The sequence below is a fragment of the Kitasatospora sp. NPDC059803 genome (assembly GCF_042732255.1).
GTDB lineage: Bacteria > Actinomycetota > Actinomycetes > Streptomycetales > Streptomycetaceae > Kitasatospora.
The window spans coordinates 1-17,703 of the sequence record NZ_JBHWIJ010000179.1 but is presented as its reverse complement, the minus strand read 5'-3'; the positions used below and the strand labels follow the sequence as shown (position 1 = coordinate 17,703).

The 17,703-nt window shown below is 72.0% G+C and carries 16 protein-coding genes and 1 pseudogene; 8 read left to right on the top strand and 9 right to left on the bottom strand.

Translation table 11 applies throughout. The features are described 5' to 3' along the window. A pseudogene (locus ACFV6I_RS25510) lies at positions 1 to 309 on the bottom strand (hypothetical protein); the annotation flags it as partial. A 5-nt stretch (positions 310 to 314) separates the two neighbouring features. Next, entirely contained in the window at positions 315 to 608 is a 294-nt protein-coding gene (locus tag ACFV6I_RS25505; RefSeq protein WP_063351215.1) for a MoaD/ThiS family protein, read from the bottom strand. 681 nt (positions 609 to 1,289) lie between these two features. Here ACFV6I_RS25505 and ACFV6I_RS25500 point away from each other — a divergent pair. From ACFV6I_RS25500 to ACFV6I_RS25480, 5 genes are all read left to right on the top strand, one after another. Beyond that, on the top strand, positions 1,290 to 2,021 hold the full coding sequence (locus ACFV6I_RS25500; RefSeq protein ID WP_063348270.1) for a response regulator transcription factor: 732 nt from the start codon (positions 1,290 to 1,292) through the stop codon (positions 2,019 to 2,021). Positions 2,022 to 2,144: 123 nt separating this feature from the next. Then, complete coding sequence (locus ACFV6I_RS25495) at positions 2,145 to 3,206, top strand: LacI family DNA-binding transcriptional regulator (RefSeq protein WP_380427811.1); 1,062 nt, start codon at positions 2,145 to 2,147, stop codon at positions 3,204 to 3,206. Positions 3,207 to 3,331: 125 nt separating this feature from the next. Continuing rightward, a complete protein-coding gene (locus tag ACFV6I_RS25490) occupies positions 3,332 to 4,474 on the top strand; it encodes a S1C family serine protease (protein ID WP_380427809.1) in 1,143 nt (380 codons plus the stop codon). A 63-nt stretch (positions 4,475 to 4,537) separates the two neighbouring features. Beyond that, the gene (locus ACFV6I_RS25485) at positions 4,538 to 5,308 is read left to right on the top strand and encodes a response regulator transcription factor (protein WP_063348272.1); all 771 of its coding nucleotides are present in this window, start codon (positions 4,538 to 4,540) and stop codon (positions 5,306 to 5,308) included. Further along, complete coding sequence (locus ACFV6I_RS25480; RefSeq protein ID WP_380427807.1) at positions 5,305 to 6,798, top strand: sensor histidine kinase; 1,494 nt, start codon at positions 5,305 to 5,307, stop codon at positions 6,796 to 6,798. Before ACFV6I_RS25485 ends, ACFV6I_RS25480 begins: the two co-directional genes overlap by 4 nt. Before the next feature lie 74 nt (positions 6,799 to 6,872). Here ACFV6I_RS25480 and ACFV6I_RS25475 read toward each other — a convergent pair whose 3' ends face one another. The 6 genes from ACFV6I_RS25475 to ACFV6I_RS25450 all read right to left on the bottom strand — a co-directional run bounded on the left by ACFV6I_RS25475 (position 6,873) and on the right by ACFV6I_RS25450 (position 14,527). After that, complete coding sequence (locus tag ACFV6I_RS25475; protein ID WP_063348273.1) at positions 6,873 to 8,672, bottom strand: bifunctional UDP-sugar hydrolase/5'-nucleotidase; 1,800 nt, start codon at positions 8,670 to 8,672, stop codon at positions 6,873 to 6,875. A 261-nt stretch (positions 8,673 to 8,933) separates the two neighbouring features. Further along, positions 8,934 to 10,283: an ATP-binding protein gene (locus ACFV6I_RS25470; protein ID WP_063348274.1), complete on the bottom strand. Its 1,350-nt coding sequence runs from the start codon at positions 10,281 to 10,283 to the stop codon at positions 8,934 to 8,936. Positions 10,284 to 10,337: 54 nt separating this feature from the next. Continuing rightward, the gene (locus ACFV6I_RS25465) at positions 10,338 to 11,912 is read right to left on the bottom strand and encodes an SCO6880 family protein (protein ID WP_063348275.1); all 1,575 of its coding nucleotides are present in this window, start codon (positions 11,910 to 11,912) and stop codon (positions 10,338 to 10,340) included. A 7-nt stretch (positions 11,913 to 11,919) separates the two neighbouring features. Continuing rightward, positions 11,920 to 13,164, bottom strand: coding sequence for a hypothetical protein (locus ACFV6I_RS25460; RefSeq protein WP_380380027.1), 1,245 nt, complete (start codon positions 13,162 to 13,164; stop codon positions 11,920 to 11,922). 28 nt (positions 13,165 to 13,192) lie between these two features. Next, positions 13,193 to 14,008: a hypothetical protein gene (locus ACFV6I_RS25455; RefSeq protein ID WP_380427805.1), complete on the bottom strand. Its 816-nt coding sequence runs from the start codon at positions 14,006 to 14,008 to the stop codon at positions 13,193 to 13,195. 168 nt (positions 14,009 to 14,176) lie between these two features. Next, positions 14,177 to 14,527, bottom strand: a complete 351-nt coding sequence (locus ACFV6I_RS25450; protein WP_063348277.1) for a hypothetical protein — start codon at positions 14,525 to 14,527, stop codon at positions 14,177 to 14,179. Positions 14,528 to 14,766: 239 nt separating this feature from the next. Between ACFV6I_RS25450 and ACFV6I_RS25445 the strand changes: the two genes are divergently transcribed. Both ACFV6I_RS25445 and ACFV6I_RS25440 read left to right on the top strand, forming a co-directional pair. After that, positions 14,767 to 16,002 (top strand): NlpC/P60 family protein, encoded by a 1,236-nt coding sequence (locus tag ACFV6I_RS25445; RefSeq protein WP_380427803.1) that lies wholly within the window; start codon positions 14,767 to 14,769, stop codon positions 16,000 to 16,002. Between the two features lie 185 nt (positions 16,003 to 16,187). Beyond that, positions 16,188 to 16,895 (top strand): phosphatase PAP2 family protein, encoded by a 708-nt coding sequence (locus ACFV6I_RS25440; protein WP_380427801.1) that lies wholly within the window; start codon positions 16,188 to 16,190, stop codon positions 16,893 to 16,895. A gap of 14 nt (positions 16,896 to 16,909) precedes the next feature. Here the strand turns inward: ACFV6I_RS25440 and ACFV6I_RS25435 are convergent, their stop codons facing one another. Next, positions 16,910 to 17,107, bottom strand: a complete 198-nt coding sequence (locus ACFV6I_RS25435; protein WP_380427799.1) for a hypothetical protein — start codon at positions 17,105 to 17,107, stop codon at positions 16,910 to 16,912. 162 nt (positions 17,108 to 17,269) lie between these two features. Between ACFV6I_RS25435 and ACFV6I_RS25430 the strand changes: the two genes are divergently transcribed. Then, positions 17,270 to 17,635 carry a hypothetical protein gene (locus ACFV6I_RS25430; protein ID WP_380427797.1) on the top strand — a complete coding sequence of 122 codons (366 nt, stop codon included), beginning with the start codon at positions 17,270 to 17,272 and terminating at the stop codon, positions 17,633 to 17,635. Positions 17,636 to 17,703 lie beyond the last annotated feature (68 nt).

Sequence of the window (17,703 nt, the reverse complement as noted above, 5' to 3'; positions counted from 1 at the left end):
CGGCAGCAGCGTGGTGGCCGCGTCGTCCATCGGCGGCACGGGCGGCAACAGCGTGGTCGCCGTGGCGTCGTCCATCGCGGGGACGGGCGGCAGCAGCGTGGTCGCCGCGTCGTCCATCGGCGGCTGCCCGTACCCCGGGTAGCCGTACGGCGGCTGCGGCGCCTGGGCCTGCGGGTACGGGGGCTGCGGGTGCTGCGGGTACTGCGGCTGGGGCTGCTGCTGCGGATGCCGGTAGGGCGGCTGGGGCGGCGGGGGCTGCTGCGGCCACTCGCCGTAGCCGCCCTGGTTCGCGTTGTTCATGTCCGTCACGCCGCTCAGCCTCCCGCGAACGGCGGCAGCACCTCGACCGTGCCGCCCTCGGTGAGGGCCACGGTCGTGTGGTCCCGGCCGCCGACCTGGGAGCCGTCGACCAGGTAGGAGCAGTGCCCGAGCAACTGGACGAGCTTCGGCCGGTCCGCGTGCCGCCGCCTGGCCTGTGCCAGTGCCTCCGCCAGGGTCACCGCCTCGTACGGCTCCTCGGCCAGCCCGGCCTCGGACTTCGCGGCCGCCCAGTAGCGGATCGTCCCGCGCACCCGGGCGCCGCTCGCGGGCTCCGTGGTCGCACCCATCGGGGCCACCCCTTCTCGTCGTCCTCGCCCGGCCCCGGTGCCCCGGTCCGGCTCGCCACCGGGCCGCCCGACCACCCGAAAGATGGACTCGCACGGCGCCGCCGATGTGCGTCCCATGATGGCGTGTCCGCCGCCACGAGCGGCAATCGCCCTGGCCGAGGGGGCCCGGAGGACGGCTCGAAGCTGTGTCCAGGCTCACCCGGCGCGCGCCCGGATTGGGCGAACCGCCGGATTCGAGCCCTCCCGGCGCGGAGGGCCGTCGGCTATCCTCGACGTCCAAGAGGGATCCGGGCAGAGTCGCCCCCGGGTCCTTTTGTGCTTTCAGGACGCCAGTACGGACATTCTTGCGATTCGTCGGCCCACCCCCGGCGCGTCGCGGGAACCGCCCCGCCCCACGCGGCACGACGACGTGCCCCGGCCGGCCGGGGTGTCCACCCGGCACCCGGGCCGCCGCCCGGGACCGGAAACAAACCGGAGGGTTCGCGGGATGAACAGGGCAGAAACGGCGCGCCAAGGGTTGCGGGACCCTCGGCGCGTGCGCCGTCGCGTCCTGCGCACCGGCCGGCCCTCCGGCGCTCCTCGGGCGTCCGTCCACCTCCCCCCGACCTCAGCACGTGCGCCATCCGGCTGTGGCGGCAGCCGTAACGCGACCGCGACGACCCGGAAAGGGGACTACCGGGTATGAGTTCTCTCCTCCTCCTCACCAACGCTCTGCAACCCTCCGCGGAGGTGCTGCCGGCCCTCGGCCTGCTGCTGCACAACGTCCGGGTGGCCCCCGCCGAGGGATCCGCCCTGGTGGACACCCCCAGTGCGGACGTCATCCTGGTCGACGGGCGGCGCGACCTGCCGCAGATCCGCAGCCTCTGCCAGCTGCTGCGCTCCACCGGCATCGGCTGCCCGCTGATCCTGGTGGTGACCGAGGGCGGCCTCGCCGCCGTCACCGCCGAGTGGGGCATCGACGACGTCCTGCTGGACACGGCCGGCCCGGCCGAGGTCGAGGCCCGGCTGCGGCTCGCACTCGGCCGGCTCCACATCAGCACCGACGACAGCCCGATGGAGATCCGCAACGGCGACCTCACGGTCGACGAGGCCACCTACTCCGCCAAGCTCAAGGGCCGGGCGCTCGACCTCACCTTCAAGGAGTTCGAGCTGATCAAGTACCTCGCCCAGCACCCCGGCCGGGTCTTCACCCGGGCCCAGCTGCTGCAGGAGGTCTGGGGCTACGACTACTTCGGCGGTACCCGGACGGTGGACGTGCACGTCCGCCGGCTGCGCGCCAAGCTCGGCGTCGAGCACGAGCAGCTGATCGGCACCGTGCGCAACGTCGGCTACCGCTTCGTCGTCCCGGAGAAGCCGGAGAAGGGCGAGCGCCCGGAGCTCGCCCAGCGCCCCTCGGCGCCGCTGGAGGCCTGACCGACGGCCGGGCGGGCCACCCCCGCCCGGCTTGTCCGGTTCGCTCCCCCGGCACCCCCCGGACACCCGCAGAAGCCCCAGGTCCCACTGCCGACGCGCACGCCACACGCGTAGACTCCCCCCGTGGCCAAAGTGACGCGCGACGATGTAGCCCGGCTGGCTGGTACCTCGACCGCGGTCGTCAGCTACGTCATCAACAACGGGCCGCGCCCGGTCGCGCCCGCGACCCGGGAGAAGGTCCTCGCCGCGATCGAGCAGCTCGGCTACCGGCCGAACAGCGTCGCCCAGGCGATGGCCTCCCGCCGGACCAACCTGATCGGCATGGTCGTCCCGGACGCCCGCCAGCCCTTCTTCGCCGAGATGGCGCACGCCGTGGAACGGGCGGCCTCCGAGCGCGGCAAGCTCGTGCTGATCGGCAACTCCGACTACGTGGACGACCGCGAGGTGCACTACGTCCGGGCCTTCCTCGGTATGCGCGTCTCCGGCCTGATCCTGGTCAGCCAGGGCCCCTCGCAGCGCGCCGCCGAGGAGTTCGCCGCGATGGAGGGCGCCAAGGTCGTGCTGCTGCACCGCCGCCCCGAGGCGATCGACGACGTCGCGGTGGTCACCGACGACGTGGGCGGCGCCGAGGCCGTCGTCCGCCACCTGCTGGAGGTGCACGGGCACCCGTACGTGGCCTGCTTCGGCGGCCCGGTCGAGTCCCCCGTCCCCGGCGACCCGGTCATCGACCACGTCGAGGGCTGGCAGCGCGCCATGGACGCGCACGGCCTGCCCACCGAGCCCCACCTGATCGACGCGCCCTTCCACCGTTACGGCGCGTACGAGGTCGCGCTCGGGGTGCTGCGCTCGCCGGACCGGCCGCGGGCGATCTTCTGCTCCACCGACGACCAGGCGATCGGCGTGCTGCGGGCCGCCCGCGAGGTCGGGCTGAAGGTCCCGGAGGACCTCGCGGTGGCCGGCTTCGACGACGTCCCCGAGGCCGCACTCGCCGACCCGCCGCTGACCACCGTCGCCTCCGACCGCGACGCGATGGCCCGGGCCGCCGTGGACCTGGTGCTCGACGACTCGCTGATGGTGCCCGGATCGGACACCGAGCGGGTCCGCAAGTTCCCGTCCCGCCTGGTGATCCGCCGTTCCTGCGGCTGTGGCGGCTCCGCGGCGGTCCCGACCGGGGAAGCGGAGTAGCGCACTCCGCTCCACCCGCCACCGCACACCGCCTGACCAGGCTTTATGAGAACCCAACGGGCTTCTCGGACCCTTCTGAGCCGGTTCTCATGCCATCCTCATCCACCAGGCGGACGTTGGTCGGCATGAGCGAACAGCAGCAGCACCACGACGAGCAGTACGGCCCGTACGAGCCCCGCGTGGTCGAGGGCACCGTCCTCGGCAGCAGCGCCGCCACGACCGCCTACGGGTACCGCGAGGACCACTCGGCAGGCGGCTTCGACTCCCCGACCCCGCCCCCGCCCATGCCCCCCGAGCCGCCCACCGCCGGCCAGCCCGGCGGCCACGGCGGCCACGGCAACCGCGCCCGGCGCGGCCTGCTGCGCGGACGGCTCGCCCTGGTCACCGCCGTCGCCGCGGTCGCCGCCGTCATCGGCGGCGTCACCGGCGGGTTCGTCGCCGCCGAGCAGCACGGCTCCGCCGCCCGCACCAGCACCGTCGCCAGCCCCGTCTCCGCCCGCTCCGACGGCGGCGCCGACGTGCCGGCCATCGCCGCCGCCGTCTCGCCGAGCGTCGTCCAGATCACCGTCAAGAACGGCAACGGCACCACCACCGGCACCGGCGTCATCCTCGACACCAGCGGACGGATCCTCACTAACTACCACGTGATCGACACCGCCGCCGACGGCGGCCAGATCACCGTCGCCTTCAAGGACGGCTCCACCGCCCCGGCCGCCGTCACCGGCACCGACAAGTCCCTCGACGTCGCCGTGATCACCGCGAGCGGCGGCAAGAACCTCACCCCCGCCACCCTCGGCGACTCCTCCGGCGTGGCCGTCGGCGACCCCGTCGTCGCCATCGGCAACCCGGACGGCCTCACCGGCACCGTCACCTCCGGCATCATCAGCGCCGAGAACCGCGACGTCACCGTCCAGCTCGACGAGGGCACCACCAGCAGCAACGGCGGCTTCGGCTTCCCCAGCCTGCCCGGCCTGCCCAACCTGCCCGGCACGCGCGGCAACCTCCCCCAGCAGAACAGCGGCAGCACCACCACCTACAAGGCCTTCCAGACCGACGCCGCCCTCAACCCCGGCAACTCCGGCGGCCCGCTCATCAACGCCAACGGCCAGGTCATCGGCATCAACTCGGCGATGTACGCCCCCAGCGGCGCCAGCTCCACCGCCGGCGGCGGCAGCAGCAGCGCCGGCAGCGTCGGCCTCGGCTTCGCCATCCCGATCAACGACATCAAGCAGGTTCTGCCGAAACTGGAGGCCGGCCAGAACCTGTAAGACGGACAATTACCCCCGGTACCCCCAGCAGGCCCTCCACCCGACGAGAAAGGGCAGCAGCCCATGACCCCGTCCGCCGACGACCGCACCGCCGCCGAGGCCGGCCACCCCTCCGCCCGGCTCCTCGTGGTCGACGACGAACCCGCCCTCCGGGACGCCCTGGAGAGCAGCCTCGCCTTCGAGGGCTACGAGGTCGCCACCGCCACCGACGGCTACGAGGCCCTGGAGTCCGTCGAACGCGACCGGCCCGACCTCGTCCTGCTGGACATCATGATGCCCCGGATGGACGGCCTCACCGCCGTCCGCCGGATGCGCTCCCGCGGCGACACCGTCCCCGTCCTGATGCTCACCGCCCGCGACGCCGTCGGCGACCGCGTCACCGGCCTGGACGTCGGCGCCGACGACTACCTCGCCAAGCCCTTCGAACTCGACGAACTGCTCGCCCGCGTCCGCGCCCTGCTGCGCCGCAACGCCCTCGCCACCGAGGCCGCCGCCCGCGCCGCCGCCGAGGACGAGAGCGAGGTGCTGGCCTTCGGCGACCTGCGGATGAACACCGCCACCCGCGAGGTCACCCGCGCCGGCAAGCCCGTCGAACTCACCCGCACCGAGTTCATGCTGCTGGAGATGTTCCTCGCCCACCCCCGCCAGGTCCTCACCCGCGAACAGATCCTCAAGGCCGTCTGGGGCTTCGACTTCGAACCCTCCTCCAACTCCCTGGACGTCTACGTGATGTACCTGCGCCGCAAGACCGAGCAGGGCGGCATGCCCCGCCTCATCCAGACCGTGCGCGGCGTCGGCTACGCCCTGCGCCCGGCCGCCGGCGCCACCACGTGACCTCCCCCACGCCCTACCCGCCCCCGCCACTGGCTCCACCCGGCGTCCCCCGCCGCCGGCGCCTCTCCCACTGGCTCCGCTCCCGCTCCCTCCGCAGCCGCCTCACCTTCCTGAGCGCGGCCGCGGTCGCGGTGGCCATCGCCCTGTCGGCGCTGGCCTGCTGGTTCATCGTGGAGAAGCAGCTGTACGACCAGGTCCGGGCGGACCTGGCGGGTGCTCCCGCAGCACCGATCGGGAGGAACTCCCTGGACTGCTACGCCACCCCGGAAGCCGCGCTGGAGAACCAGCGCGGCGTCGTCATCCCGGACATCAGCGGAGCCGTCCCCCGGGACACCCAGTTCCTCCGGGGCGGGGCCGGGGGCGTCTGTCTGCCCCCCGGGGCGACCAAGGCGATCGTGACCACGTCGGAGGACGCCGCCGGATTCCGGCTCAAGCCGGGCCAGTCGATCATCCGGGACGGCCGGTACACCAACGGCGACCCCGCGATCGTCCGGCTGACCCTGAACCACAGCTTCCAGGTGCCCGTCGTCGTCATGGTGGCGACCCCCTCCCAGCCCATCGAGGACTCCCTCCAGCGGCTCGCCCTCCTCCTCGGCGGCGTGGCCCTCGGCGGGATCATCCTCGCCGCCATCGCCGGCCGCGTGGTCGCCCGGTCCGCGCTCAAGCCCGTCGACCAACTCACCGACGCCGTCGAGCACATCGCCCGCACCGAGGAGGTCGGCACCACCATCCCCGTGCACGGGGACGACGAGATCGCCCGGCTCTCCACCTCCTTCAACTCGATGAGCACCGCCCTCGCCAACTCCCGCGAGCGGCAGACCCGTCTGATCGCCGACGCCGGGCACGAGCTGCGCACCCCGCTCACCTCGCTGCGCACCAACGTCGACCTGCTGATCCGCAGCAACGACACGGGCCGCCCGCTGCCCGCCGCGACCAAGACCAAGCTGCTGGGCAACATGAAGGCACAGATGCAGGAGCTCACCGTCCTGATCGGGGACCTGCTCCAGCTGTCCCGCCCGGACTCCCCCAAGCCGGTCCACAACCCCACCGTGGTGGCCCTGCACGAGATCGCCGGGCGGGCGGTCGAGCGGGCGAAGCTGCGCGGCCCGGGGCTGGTCTTCGAGACCGCGACCGACCCCTGGTTCGTGCACGGCGACGCCGCCGGGCTCGAACGGGCGGTGATCAACCTGCTGGACAACGCGGTCAAGTACAGCCCGCCCGGCGGCACCATCGAAGTCCGGCTCCAGCAGGGCGTGTTGACCGTCCGCGACCACGGCCCCGGCATTCCGCCGGAGGAACTGCAGTACGTGTTCGACCGGTTCTGGCGTTCGCCGTCCTCGCGACAGCTGCCCGGCTCCGGCCTGGGCCTGTCGATCGTCGCGCAGAGCGTCCGGGAGGCGGGCGGCGAGGTGTCGCTGGGCCCGGCCGTGGACGGCGGCCCGGGCGCGCTGGCGACCGTCCGGCTGCCCGGCGGCCCCGCCCCCGAATAGGGCGGGACAGGCGGACAACGCAGGACGGGCGGGGCGCCCCGACAGCGCCCCCCCCGTACAGTACCGGCTCACGGTCAGTCGATGTCGACGCCCGGGCCGATGACCTTGATCCGATCCTGCGCCGGGGCCTTCAGCGGCGAGGCCGCCGAGCTGTGGGCGCCCAGGTAGGCGGCGAAGACGTCCAGGTCGGAGGCGCCGACGAGCTTGTCGGTGCCGGCCGCGAAGGCCGGGAAGCCGTCGCCGCCGCCGGCCAGGAACTCATTGGCCGCGACCCGGTACTTGGCGGCCTGGTCGATCGGGGCGCCGTTCAGCCGGATCGAGTCGACGACCACCCGGTCCGCACCGGTCTTGCGCATGTCCAGGGTGTAGTGGAGGCCCGAGGACGCCTGGAGGATCTTCGGCGCGGCCGCGTTGGAGCCGCTGACCTGCTGCTGGAGCAGCTGCACCAGCTGGGCGCCGGTCAGCGTCTTGACCTGCATCATGTTGGTGAACGGCTGGACGGTGAACGCCTCGCCGTAGGTCACCACGCCGTCGCCCTCGGCGCCGGAGGCCTTGTAGACCAGGTCGGAGCGGATGCCGCCGGGGTTCATGAAGGCGACCTGCGCCCCGCCCTTGGCGGCCGGGGCGAGCCCCTCCACCTGCGCGTCGGCGATCAGGTCACCGAGCGGCTTCTCCAGGTCGCTGTTGCCGCGGCCGTTGATGTCCGAGGCGATGTAGCCGATCGGCCGGTTGGCGATCGGGGCGGCCAGCTTGGAGTAGTGGTCGACCAGCGCCGTCATGTCGGGCGCCTTCTCGACGGTGCGGCGCACCACGTGGTTCTCGGCCTTGACCGTCGGGCGGACGATCTCGCCGGTGGTCTTGTCCAGCTTCATGTCGATCTCGGTGTACAGCCGGCCGAAGGAGGCGGCGCTGGTGACCGAGCGCGGGACGCCGTTGGGGTCGGGGATGGTGCAGGCGTACGCGTTGTGGGTGTGGCCGGTGACGATGGCGCCGATCGACGGGTCGAGCTTCTTGGAGATGTCGACGATCGGACCGGAGATGCCCTGGCCGGCCGGGCCGCAGTCGTAGTTGTAGACGCTGCTGGCCGGGTACCCGCCCTCGTGGATCAGCGCGACGATCGAGTTGACGCCCTTGGCCTTGAGCTCGGCGGCGTACTTGTTGATCGTGGTGACCTCGTTGGCGAACTTCAGGCCCTTGACGCCCTCGGCGGTCACGATGTTCGGCGTGCCCTCCAGGGTGACGCCGATGAAGCCGACCTTCACGCCCTGGGACTTGGTCACCCAATACGGGGCCAGCAGCGGCTTGCCGGTCTTCTCGTCGGTGACGTTGGCCGACAGGTAGTTGAAGTTGGCGCCCTTGAACGTGCGGCCGGGCTCGTAGCAGCCGTCGACCGGGTGGCAGCCGCCGTCCTGCATGCGCAGCAGCTCCTGCGCACCCTCGTCGAACTCGTGGTTGCCGACCGAGGTGACGTCCAGGCCGAGCTTGTCCATCGCCTCGATGGTCGGCTCGTCGTGGAAGAGCGCCGAGGTGAGCGGGCTGGCGCCGATGATGTCGCCGGCCGCGACGGTGATCGAGTCGTCGGCCGGGATCCGGGCCTTGCGCAGCTCGGTGGCCAGGTACTCGATGCCACCGGCCGGGGTCGAGACCTCCTTGCCGGTGGCCGGGTCGATCTCCCGGATGGTGCCGGACGAACCGGCCGGGGGCTCCAGGTTGCCGTGGAAGTCGTTGATCGCCAGCAGCTGGAGGTTGACGGTCTTGTGACGCTTGGCGTTGGCGTCGGCGGCCTGCGCGGCCGTCGGCACGGCCACCGTGCCGACCAGACCTGCGGCGGCGACGACGGCGAGCGCCGCGCGTCGGGATCTGACGGTGAGCATGAGGGTCCCCTGCACCTTGGAGGAGCGCCCGCTGTGGACTTGACCGGGCGTCTGGGTATGTGTTGCGCCTGTGAAGCCTAGAGTCAACGCGCGTAGCTGTCAGGATGTCGAACGTAACGAGAGGATTACCTCCTGACGAACCGTCGCCGTCCGACCAGCGCCGGCGCCCCCGCCCAGACCACCCGCCCGACCCGCCCAGGCCCCCCGACCCGGCCGCTCAGACCCCCCGACCCGACCGCTCAAGCCCCCCGGCCAGGCCGCTCAGACTCCCGGCTCGGCCGCCAACTGCCGCTCGGCCCGGTCCCGTTCGGCCACCGCGTCCTCGGTCATCGCACGGTCGGTGTACACCAGCGGCCGCTCGGCCTCGGTGATGATGTGCTTGACCACCTGGACATTGCCGTTGACGTCCCAGACCGCGATGCCCGGCGACAGGGTGGGGATGATCTCCACCGCCCAGCGCGGCAGGCCCAGCACCCGGCCGGTGGACCGCGCCTCCTCCGCCTTCTGCATGTAGATCGTCCGGGTGGAGGCCATCTTCAGGATCGCCGACGCCTCCTTGGCCGCCGCACCGTCCACCACGTCGGACAGGTGGTGCACCACCGCGACGAAGGAGAGCCCGAGCCGGCGGCCGAACTTCAGCAGCCGCTGGAACAGCTGCGCCACGAAGGGGCTGTTGATAATGTGCCAGGCCTCCTCGACCAGGAAGATACGCTTCTTCCGGTCCGGCCGGATCCAGGTGTGCTCCAGCCACACGCCGACGATCGCCATCAGGATCGGCATAGCGATCGAGTTGCGGTCGATGTGCGAGAGGTCGAAGACGATCAGCGGCGCGTCCAGGTCGATGCCGTCGGTGGTCGACCCGTCGAACATGCCGCGCAGGTCGCCGTCGACCAGCCGGTCCAGCACCAGCGCCACGTCCAGGCCCCAGGACTGCACCTCGTCCACCGCCACGCCCAGCGACTCCACCGAGGACAGCTCGGGGCTGCGCAGGGTGTCGATGATGTCGTCCAGCACCGGCTGACGGTCCTTCACCGTCGCCACCACATGGGCGTGCGCGGCCTTCAGCGCGAACCCGGCCCGCTCCTCCAGGCCCCGCCCCATCGCCACCTCGACGATGGTGCGCAGCAGCGACAACTGGCCGGTCTGGGTGATCGCCGGGTCCAGCGGGTTGAGCTTCACCCCGCCGTCCCGGGCGGCCATCGGGTCGAGCCGGATCGACTTTATGCCCAGCGCGTTGGCGATCAGGTTCCACTCGCCGACGCCGTCCTCGCCCTGCGCGTCGAGCACCACGACCTGCCGGTCGCGGAACCTCAACTGCCGCAGCACGTACGTCTTCTCCAGCGCCGACTTGCCGTTGCCGGACTCGCCGAGCACCAGCCAGTGCGGGGCCGGCAGCTGCTGCCCGTACAGCTGGAAGGGGTCGTAGACGTACCCCTTGCCGCTGTACACCTCACGGCCGATGATCACGCCCGAGTCGCCCAGCCCCGGCGCGGCGGTGGGCAGGTAGACCGCCTGCGCCTGGCCGGTGGAGGTACGCACCGGCAGCCGGGTGGTCTCCACCTTGCCGAACATCAGGCTGGTGAACGCCTCGGAGAGGTTGCCGAGCGCCATGTACGGCCTCCTGGTCTGGTCGACGGGCGGTGGTGGAGCGGTGCGGACCGGGCGTCAGCGGCGGATGCCGGTCGCGAACGGCAGGGTGTTGACGAAGGCCCGGTGGTGCTCGCGGTCGCACCACTCCAGCTTGAGGTAGCTCTTGCCGGCCGAGGCCCGGATGGTGCGCTTGTCCCGGGCCAGCGCGTCGGGGTTGCGCGAGGACACCGTGATGTAGCCGACCAGGTTCACCCCGGCCGCACCGGAGGCCAGGTCGTCGCCGCGCTGGTCCACCCGGCCGGTGTGGGCCAGGTCGCGCGGGTCGACCGTCCGGTTCATCTTGGCCGCGCGGCTGGCCTCCGCCTCGTCGTTGGTCTTCTCGGTCAGCATCCGCTCGATCGCGACGTCGGTGGGCTCCAGGTCCATCGTCACCGCGACTGTCCGGATCACGTCCGGGGTGTGCACCAGCAGCGGCGCCAGGAAGTTGACCCCCACCGGGGTCAGCGGCCACTCCTTGATCCACGCGGTGGCGTGGCACCACGGCTCCCGGGTCGCCGACTCGCGGGTCTTCGCCTCCAGGTACTGCGGGTTGGTCGCGTCCAGTTCGGCCGGCCAGGCGTTGCGCCGGGACATCGCCTGGATGTGGTCGATCGGGTGGTCCGGGTCGTACATCGAGTGCAGCAGCGAGGAGAGCCGGGCCTGCCCCAACGGCTGGCGCACCCGGATGTCCGCCTCCGCCAGCCGGGCGCAGATGTCGGTCAGCTCGCGCGCCATCACGGCCGCCAGCCCCTCGTCGTCCCGGGCCCGCCGACCGGTCGCCGTACGGCCCATCGCGTGCGCCTCGGCCGCCAGGTCGCGGGTGTAGTGCATGCAGGCCACCAGGTACGCCCGGTGCTGCTCCGAGGAGGTCGACACCATCGACTGCAACTGGTCGTACGAATCCTGCAGCCAGCGCGGCGCGTCGTGGTCCCCGCGCCGCTCGACGTCCTTGGCGTGCGCGTCCGGGTCGGCCGGCAGCGTCCGGGCCAGGATCTGCAACCGGGTCACGAAGCCGTCCCCGTTGGCGACGTGCTTCAGCAGCGTGCCGAACCGGTCGACCAGCGCCTCCTGGTCCTCCGAGTCGCGCAGGCCGACACCCGGGCCCTCGATCTCGATCGCGGCCGTCACCGTCCGCCGCTCCAGGTGCATCAGCACCCCGACCTCGTCCGGCCCGAACGGCGCGGCCAGCCAGCGCAGCCGCCCCACCCCGGGCGGCGGGCCGACCTCCACCTCCCGGCCGTCCATCCGGGTCCCGGCGTCCATCACGTCCGAGCGCCACACCGACCGGCCGCTGCGCACCGTCCGGCGGTAGGTGCGGTTGATCTCCGCCCACTTGTAGAACGTCCGCCTGCGGTACGGCACGTACACCGCCGCGATGGCCACCATGGGCAGGCCGATCAGGCCGCCGATCCGCAGCGGCAGGATCGGCATCAGCAGGCCCCAGAGCATGCCGAGGAACGCCCCGAAGATGATCAGGACGATCTCGCCGGACTCCCGGTTGCGGCCGATCGGCGCGTTCGGGCGGGCCTTGCCGATCAGGTAGGTGCGGCGCTGGTGCACGTACGGCTGGGCGTACTGGGCTCCGTACTGGCCGAGCGGTTCACTGCTCACTTACCCGTCACCCTCCCTTCGCTGAGTTGCTGTCGCGGATCGGAACCGAGGTCTGCGGCGGCCCGGCCTGCGGTGGTGGCGCCGGCGTCCGCCCGGCGTGCGCGGCGATGCCCGGCGCGACCGAACCGCCGCCCGCACCCCCGCCACCGCCACCCGCGCCGACCGGCCCGCGGTCACCGTGGGTGGTGATGCCCTGCTTCATCAGGTTCGCGGTGCCGTTGATCATCGCCGAACCGGCCGACACCGCACTCGCCCGGGCATGGCGCATGTTCATGATCTCGTCGCCGAAGCCCGGCACGAAGCGGTACACCGCGGCGCTCGCGAAGATCGACAGGAACAGGATCGCCAGCCCCGACAGCACCCGCGCGAAGTCGTCGCTGGCCCCGGCCCCCGACGCCACCGCACCCGCCAGGCCCAGGATGACCACGATGATCGGCTTCGCCAGGTCCACCGCCACCATCACCCCCGCCCACCGGCGCACGTGCTTCCACAGCTGCTTGTCCACCAACCCCGCGTACACCGCCGTACCCAGCAGCGCGCCCACGTACAGCATCGCCGCCCGGATCAGCAGCTCGATCCAGAGCACCGCCGCCGCCAGCACCGCCACCAGCGACACGATGATCAGGATCAACGGGCCGCCGCCCATGTCCCCCTTCTCCAGGGTGTCGGCGAACGCGCCCAGGTACGACCCGGTGTCCGACTTCGTCCCCACCGCGATCGCCTTGGTCAGCCCGTCCGTCACGCTCACCACGGTGTAGAGGATCAGCGGTGTGAACGCGGACGCCACGACGGTCAGCCACAGGAAGCCGATCGCCTCCGTGAACGCCGTCGCCAACGGCGCCCCCCGCACCGCCCGCTTCGTCACCGCCAGCAGCCACAGCACCAGCGTGATCACCGTCGACACGGCGAACACCACCGCGTACTGCTGCAGGAACGACGCATTGGTGAAGTCCACCTGCGTCGTCCCGTCGATCGCGCTCGACAACTTCCGCACCACCCAAGCCGCCGCCTGGGCACACCCCTTGGCCAACGACCCCAACGGATCGGCCACACTCCCGATGGCCCCACCGCCCGGAAGCGAGCCGGAGCCGCCCGGAGCGCAGTAGACGTCGTTCCCGGGCAGGGGAACACCCGGGCAACTCGTATTGGTCGCCCCTGAGGTCGGGGTCGGCGACGGCTCCGCCATGGCGCGGTGGGCCGTCAGGACCACCGTGAGGACGCCGAACAGCGCCCCGCCGGCCAGGCGGCTCATGCCCCGACGCACGAAACCGGAATAACCGTCAGCGGGCATAACGGAAGCCTCCGAACTGCTCGACGGCACCAGTGATCTCCTCGGCGGTTGCGGCCTGCTGGTCCGGCGGAACCGGCGCCGGACCGGCTGCTCGGCTGAAGTCGGTGAGCTTCCAGTCCGTCCCGGTCCACCGCAGGCTGAGTGTCAGGGTGAACCACTCCTCGGACACCGGCCTGGTGGAACGCTCGCCGGCCAGTCCGAACAACCCGGTGCACCAGACGTCGACCTTGACGCTCTCCGCGGTGTAACTGCTGCTCTTGGTCCCGACCGGGACCGTCCGGCTGACGAACGCCATCCCCTTGGGCGGCTGTCCCTGGGCATCGACCCCGAACCTGGCCGCCGTCTCGGGAGAGAACCCCTGGTCCAGGCGGCTCTGGAGGCCCGAGACCGCGCCCGGGTCGGCGATGGTGGCGACGATGGTGTGGCGGCTGTCGGCGCGGAACATGTCGGCGGAGCCGATCGCCACGGCGTAGTTGGCGGCGGCGGACTGGGCGCCCTGGTCGGTGTGCGGGTAGCCGGAGCCGATGCCGTTGGTGGTGGTGCCGACGGGCTGGTCGCCGCTGGGGGCGGGGCCGGCGCCGGCGGGCGCGGTGGGGGCGGCGTGGTCGGCGGAGCGGCCGGTGCTGCCGGGGTCGGGTTTGTCGCGGTTGGCGATGGAGATGGCCACGACGAGCAGGGTGACGACGACGAGGACGGTCAGCAGGGTGCGGAGCGGTCGGGCCTGACGCTGGGTCGGCTGGGAGGAGGGCTGTTCGCCGACCGGCAGCCGCGTACGGGTGTGCGGCTGGTCGTCGGACAACGGCACGGCGGCCCTCCTGGTGCGGGGAGCCGGGGGGCTCCGGGGGCCCTCCGCCGGGGGCGGGCGCGGACGGAGGGTGGGAACGGGGGGTGGACTGCTGGCGGGTGGGCTCGGGGCGGTCCGGACGGGGACCTGGCCCCGGGGCGGGCGGGCCTGGCTACTGCTGTCCGATCGTCAGATCGCCATGCCGTAGACAATGGTGAACAGAGTGCCGAGTGATCCAATGATGAACACGCCGGTCAGACCGGCGACGATCAGTCCCTTGCCCTGTTCGGCGCCGAAGCTGTCGCGCATCGCGGTCGCACCGATCCGCTGTTTGGCCGCCCCCCAGACGGCGATGCCGAGGCAGAGCAGGATGGCGACGGCCATGATGACCTCGACCATCACCCTGGCCTCCGACCCGAGGGTCGCGAACGGGCCCCAGTCCGGGGCGATCCCGCCGATGATGGTGTCGATATTCGGCTTCTTTGGTGGGTCCTCGGCCAGGTGGCCGATCGCGTTCGTGTGCACGCTGCTCAGGTTCATTTCCATCTCACCGCCCGATCAGGCAAATTCAAGGGCCCTGACCCCGCCCGCGCGAAGGGTCGGTACCTATTCTTGGCCAGATCTGATGTCGACTTGGCTACTTCTCGCGGATTGGTCGTGAGGTACCGGGCACGTACGCGAGGATGTCCACCGTACGAAGGATAGCGCTCACTCTTTGTATCTCTGATGATTGCGGTGAGCAACGCCTTCCGGAACACTTCGACTGACGATTCGTCGGGATGGTGCTGATGGTACTCCGGAAGGCCGGTACGGCCGCCGCCGCTGCGGGAGTTGTGACGTTCGGGTTGCTCGGTTTGGTGACGGTGGGGACGTTCGCGGCGAGTGGGACGCCGCAGCAGTCGGCGAATCGCGCCGCACTCTCGCCGGGGACGGTCCCGGCGGCGTTCCAGGCGCCGATCCAGCAGTGGGGCGCGCTCTGCCCGGAGATCTCGCCGCCGATGCTCGCGGCACAGCTCTACCAGGAAAGCGGTTTCGATCCGAAGGCCCAATCGGGCGTCGGGGCACAGGGAATGGCGCAGTTCATGCCCGATACCTGGGCGGCGTACGGCACGGATGCCAATGGGGACGGCAAGAAGGACGTCTGGGACCCGCTGGACGCGATCGCCTCGGCGGCCACCTTCGACTGCGCGCTCGCGAAGGACGTCGCCAAGGTCCCGGGCGACCGGCAGGCCAACCTGTTGGCCGCCTACAACGCCGGCCCGTACGCGGTGACCAAGTACAACGGGGTGCCGCCGTACAAGGAGACCCAGGGCTATGTGAGGAACATTCAGGCGATGGCCCGCAGCTTCACCGTGCCCACGGCGCCGGTGGAGGTGTCCGGGCAGTCGGCCGCGGCGATCTACTTCGCGCAGAGCAAGCTCGGGACGCCGTACCTGTGGGGCGGGGAGGGGCTGCCCTCGCAGAACGGGCGGTTCGACTGCTCGGGCCTGACCCAGGCGGCGTACGCCAGCGTGGGCATCACGCTGCCCCGGGTGGCGAACGACCAGTGGTACGCCGGCCCGCACCCGTCGCGCGATCAGCTGCGGCCGGGCGACCTGGTGTTCTGGGCGACGGACCTGAACGATCCGCGGAGCATCCACCACGTCGGGATCTACGTCGGCGGCGGCTACATGATCAACGCGCCGCACACCGGCGCGGTGATCCGCTACGACAAGATCGACACCAGGGAGTACATCGGCGCGACCCGGGTCACCTCGGACGGCGCCCAGGCGCTGCCGGCCCGCAACGCGGACGGTTCCGTGAGCGCCCCGAGCCGCCCGGGCTCGACGACGCCGACCGGCTCGACCAGTCCGACCGCGGCGACCACCCCTTCGGCCCCGGTGGCTCCGGCAGCCCTGGCGAGCCCCAGCAACGCCGCCACCCGGCCCGCCGCCGGACCCCCCGCGGCCGCCGCGCCACCCGCCCCGACCGGCCCGGACCCCGCCGGGGCGGGGCGGCCGGCGGCGAGGAACTGAGCCGCCCGTGGCCCCGAGGTGTGAGTGCCCTGTGGACGCTGAGTCAAGTTTCCATAACCGCGCGTTTCCGTGGAACGCTGTGCCCCGGCGATGACGTTGATCCCGATGGCCCACCGTCAGCTTCCCGCGCCGGGAAGGGCCCCGACCGGATCGAACAGCTGCAGCGGACCAGAAGGAGGTGCGGCGTGTCGACGCCGCTTGCCGACACGACCAACCCCGACCTCGGCCTGCTCTACGCCGTCAACGGACTGGCCAAGCGCTCCCCGCAGTGGCTGGACCACCTGGTCTCGTGGATCGGTGAGTACGGCATCCTGATCGGCCTGGCGATGCTGGGCCTGGTGGCCTGGCTGCAGGCGAGACGCCGCCCGGACGCGCCGGTGGCCGTCGCCGGGCTGCTCTGGGTGCCGCTCTCCGTCGCCATCGCCGAGCTGGCCAACCTGCCGATCGCCGCGATCGTGAACCGCCCGCGCCCGTTCGTCGACCACGGCGGGCTGCTGGTGCTGGTGGACGGCAAGGCCGGCACCCACTCCTTCGTCAGCGACCACTCGACCATGACGATGGGCGTGGCGGTGGCGCTGTTCCTGGTGAACCGGCGGCTCGGCTGGATCGCCGGGGGCCTGGCCCTGTTGCAGGGCTTCTGCCGGATGTTCATGGGCGTGCACTACCCGACCGACGTGATCGGCGGCTTCGCGCTCGCCGCCGCGGTGGTGCTGCTGCTGGCGCCGATCGCGATGGCGGTGCTGGTCCCGCTCTGCCACGCGCTGGGCCGGACCGCCCTCGCCCCGCTGATCCGGGCGCCGGAGCGGGCCGGCGCCGGCCCGCGCGGCCGGCGGCGCGAGCGCGGGGCGGTGCGTTCCGAGGAGCAGCCGCCGGAGTCCGATCTGGCGGCGTGAGCCGCCCGGCCCGGCTACCCCGGTCCGCCGCCGCTCTCGGCGAGGGCGAGGTGGTCGTCCCCCTCGCGCCGGGCCAGGTCGCGCGAGCGGCGGGCCGGTGAGAACCAGCCGCAGCTGCAGGTCGCGAAGGCGAAGGAACCGCGCTCGCTGACCGCGACACGGTGTTCGGGCATCCGGACGGTGCCGGGGAAGGCCGGCAGCTCACTGTGCACGTGGTTCACCGTAACGCGCCGGGTGCCGGGCGCGCGATGCCGTCCGCAAGACCTCTTCCGCGTAACCCTTCGCGGCTCAACTCGTTTGCCCGGAAAGAGCTCTGTTCACCTGGTGGTGTCGGCAGGGCAGTCAGGCCCGAGGGGGTTGTCGCGAGGATGAAGATGACCGACCAGCAGCGTGGCGGACGGCCGGGGCGCCGTCCGCTGCCGCATCTGCGTTCGGCGGCCGGGGCCGCCCTGCTCGCCGCCGCCCTGGCCGGCCTCTCCGCCGGCTGCGCGGCCGGCTCCGGGGGCGGCTCCTCCGACCGGCAGTCGGGTGCCCCCGACCAGCTCGCCGCGGACCCGCTGACGGCGGTGCGCAACAGCGCCGACATCACGGGCCGCACCGGCTCCGCGCACACCGCCACCGAGTTGGTCACCGAGTCGTCCGAGAAGAAGGCCGTCTTCACCGGGACGGGCGGCTACGACTACGTGAAGCGGATCGGCCGGCTGGAGGTCCAGGTGCCGCCGGGCGCGGGGAGCACCTGAGAGTTATTAGGGGTTGTCGAGTAGGGGACCGTGTAGCAGCAGAACAACAGACGCTCTGTGGCAGATGG

Coding starts and splice junctions, on each gene's coding strand:
- ACFV6I_RS25505 (WP_063351215.1), bottom strand. CDS start 608: ATGGGTGCGACCACGGAGCCCGCGAGCGGCGCCCGGGTGCGCGGGACG.
- ACFV6I_RS25500 (WP_063348270.1), top strand. CDS start 1,290: ATGAGTTCTCTCCTCCTCCTCACCAACGCTCTGCAACCCTCCGCGGAG.
- ACFV6I_RS25490 (WP_380427809.1), top strand. CDS start 3,332: ATGAGCGAACAGCAGCAGCACCACGACGAGCAGTACGGCCCGTACGAG.
- ACFV6I_RS25485 (WP_063348272.1), top strand. CDS start 4,538: ATGACCCCGTCCGCCGACGACCGCACCGCCGCCGAGGCCGGCCACCCC.
- ACFV6I_RS25475 (WP_063348273.1), bottom strand. CDS start 8,672: ATGCTCACCGTCAGATCCCGACGCGCGGCGCTCGCCGTCGTCGCCGCC.
- ACFV6I_RS25470 (WP_063348274.1), bottom strand. CDS start 10,283: ATGGCGCTCGGCAACCTCTCCGAGGCGTTCACCAGCCTGATGTTCGGC.
- ACFV6I_RS25460 (WP_380380027.1), bottom strand. CDS start 13,164: ATGAGCCGCCTGGCCGGCGGGGCGCTGTTCGGCGTCCTCACGGTGGTC.
- ACFV6I_RS25450 (WP_063348277.1), bottom strand. CDS start 14,527: ATGAACCTGAGCAGCGTGCACACGAACGCGATCGGCCACCTGGCCGAG.
- ACFV6I_RS25445 (WP_380427803.1), top strand. CDS start 14,767: ATGGTGCTGATGGTACTCCGGAAGGCCGGTACGGCCGCCGCCGCTGCG.
- ACFV6I_RS25430 (WP_380427797.1), top strand. CDS start 17,270: ATGACCGACCAGCAGCGTGGCGGACGGCCGGGGCGCCGTCCGCTGCCG.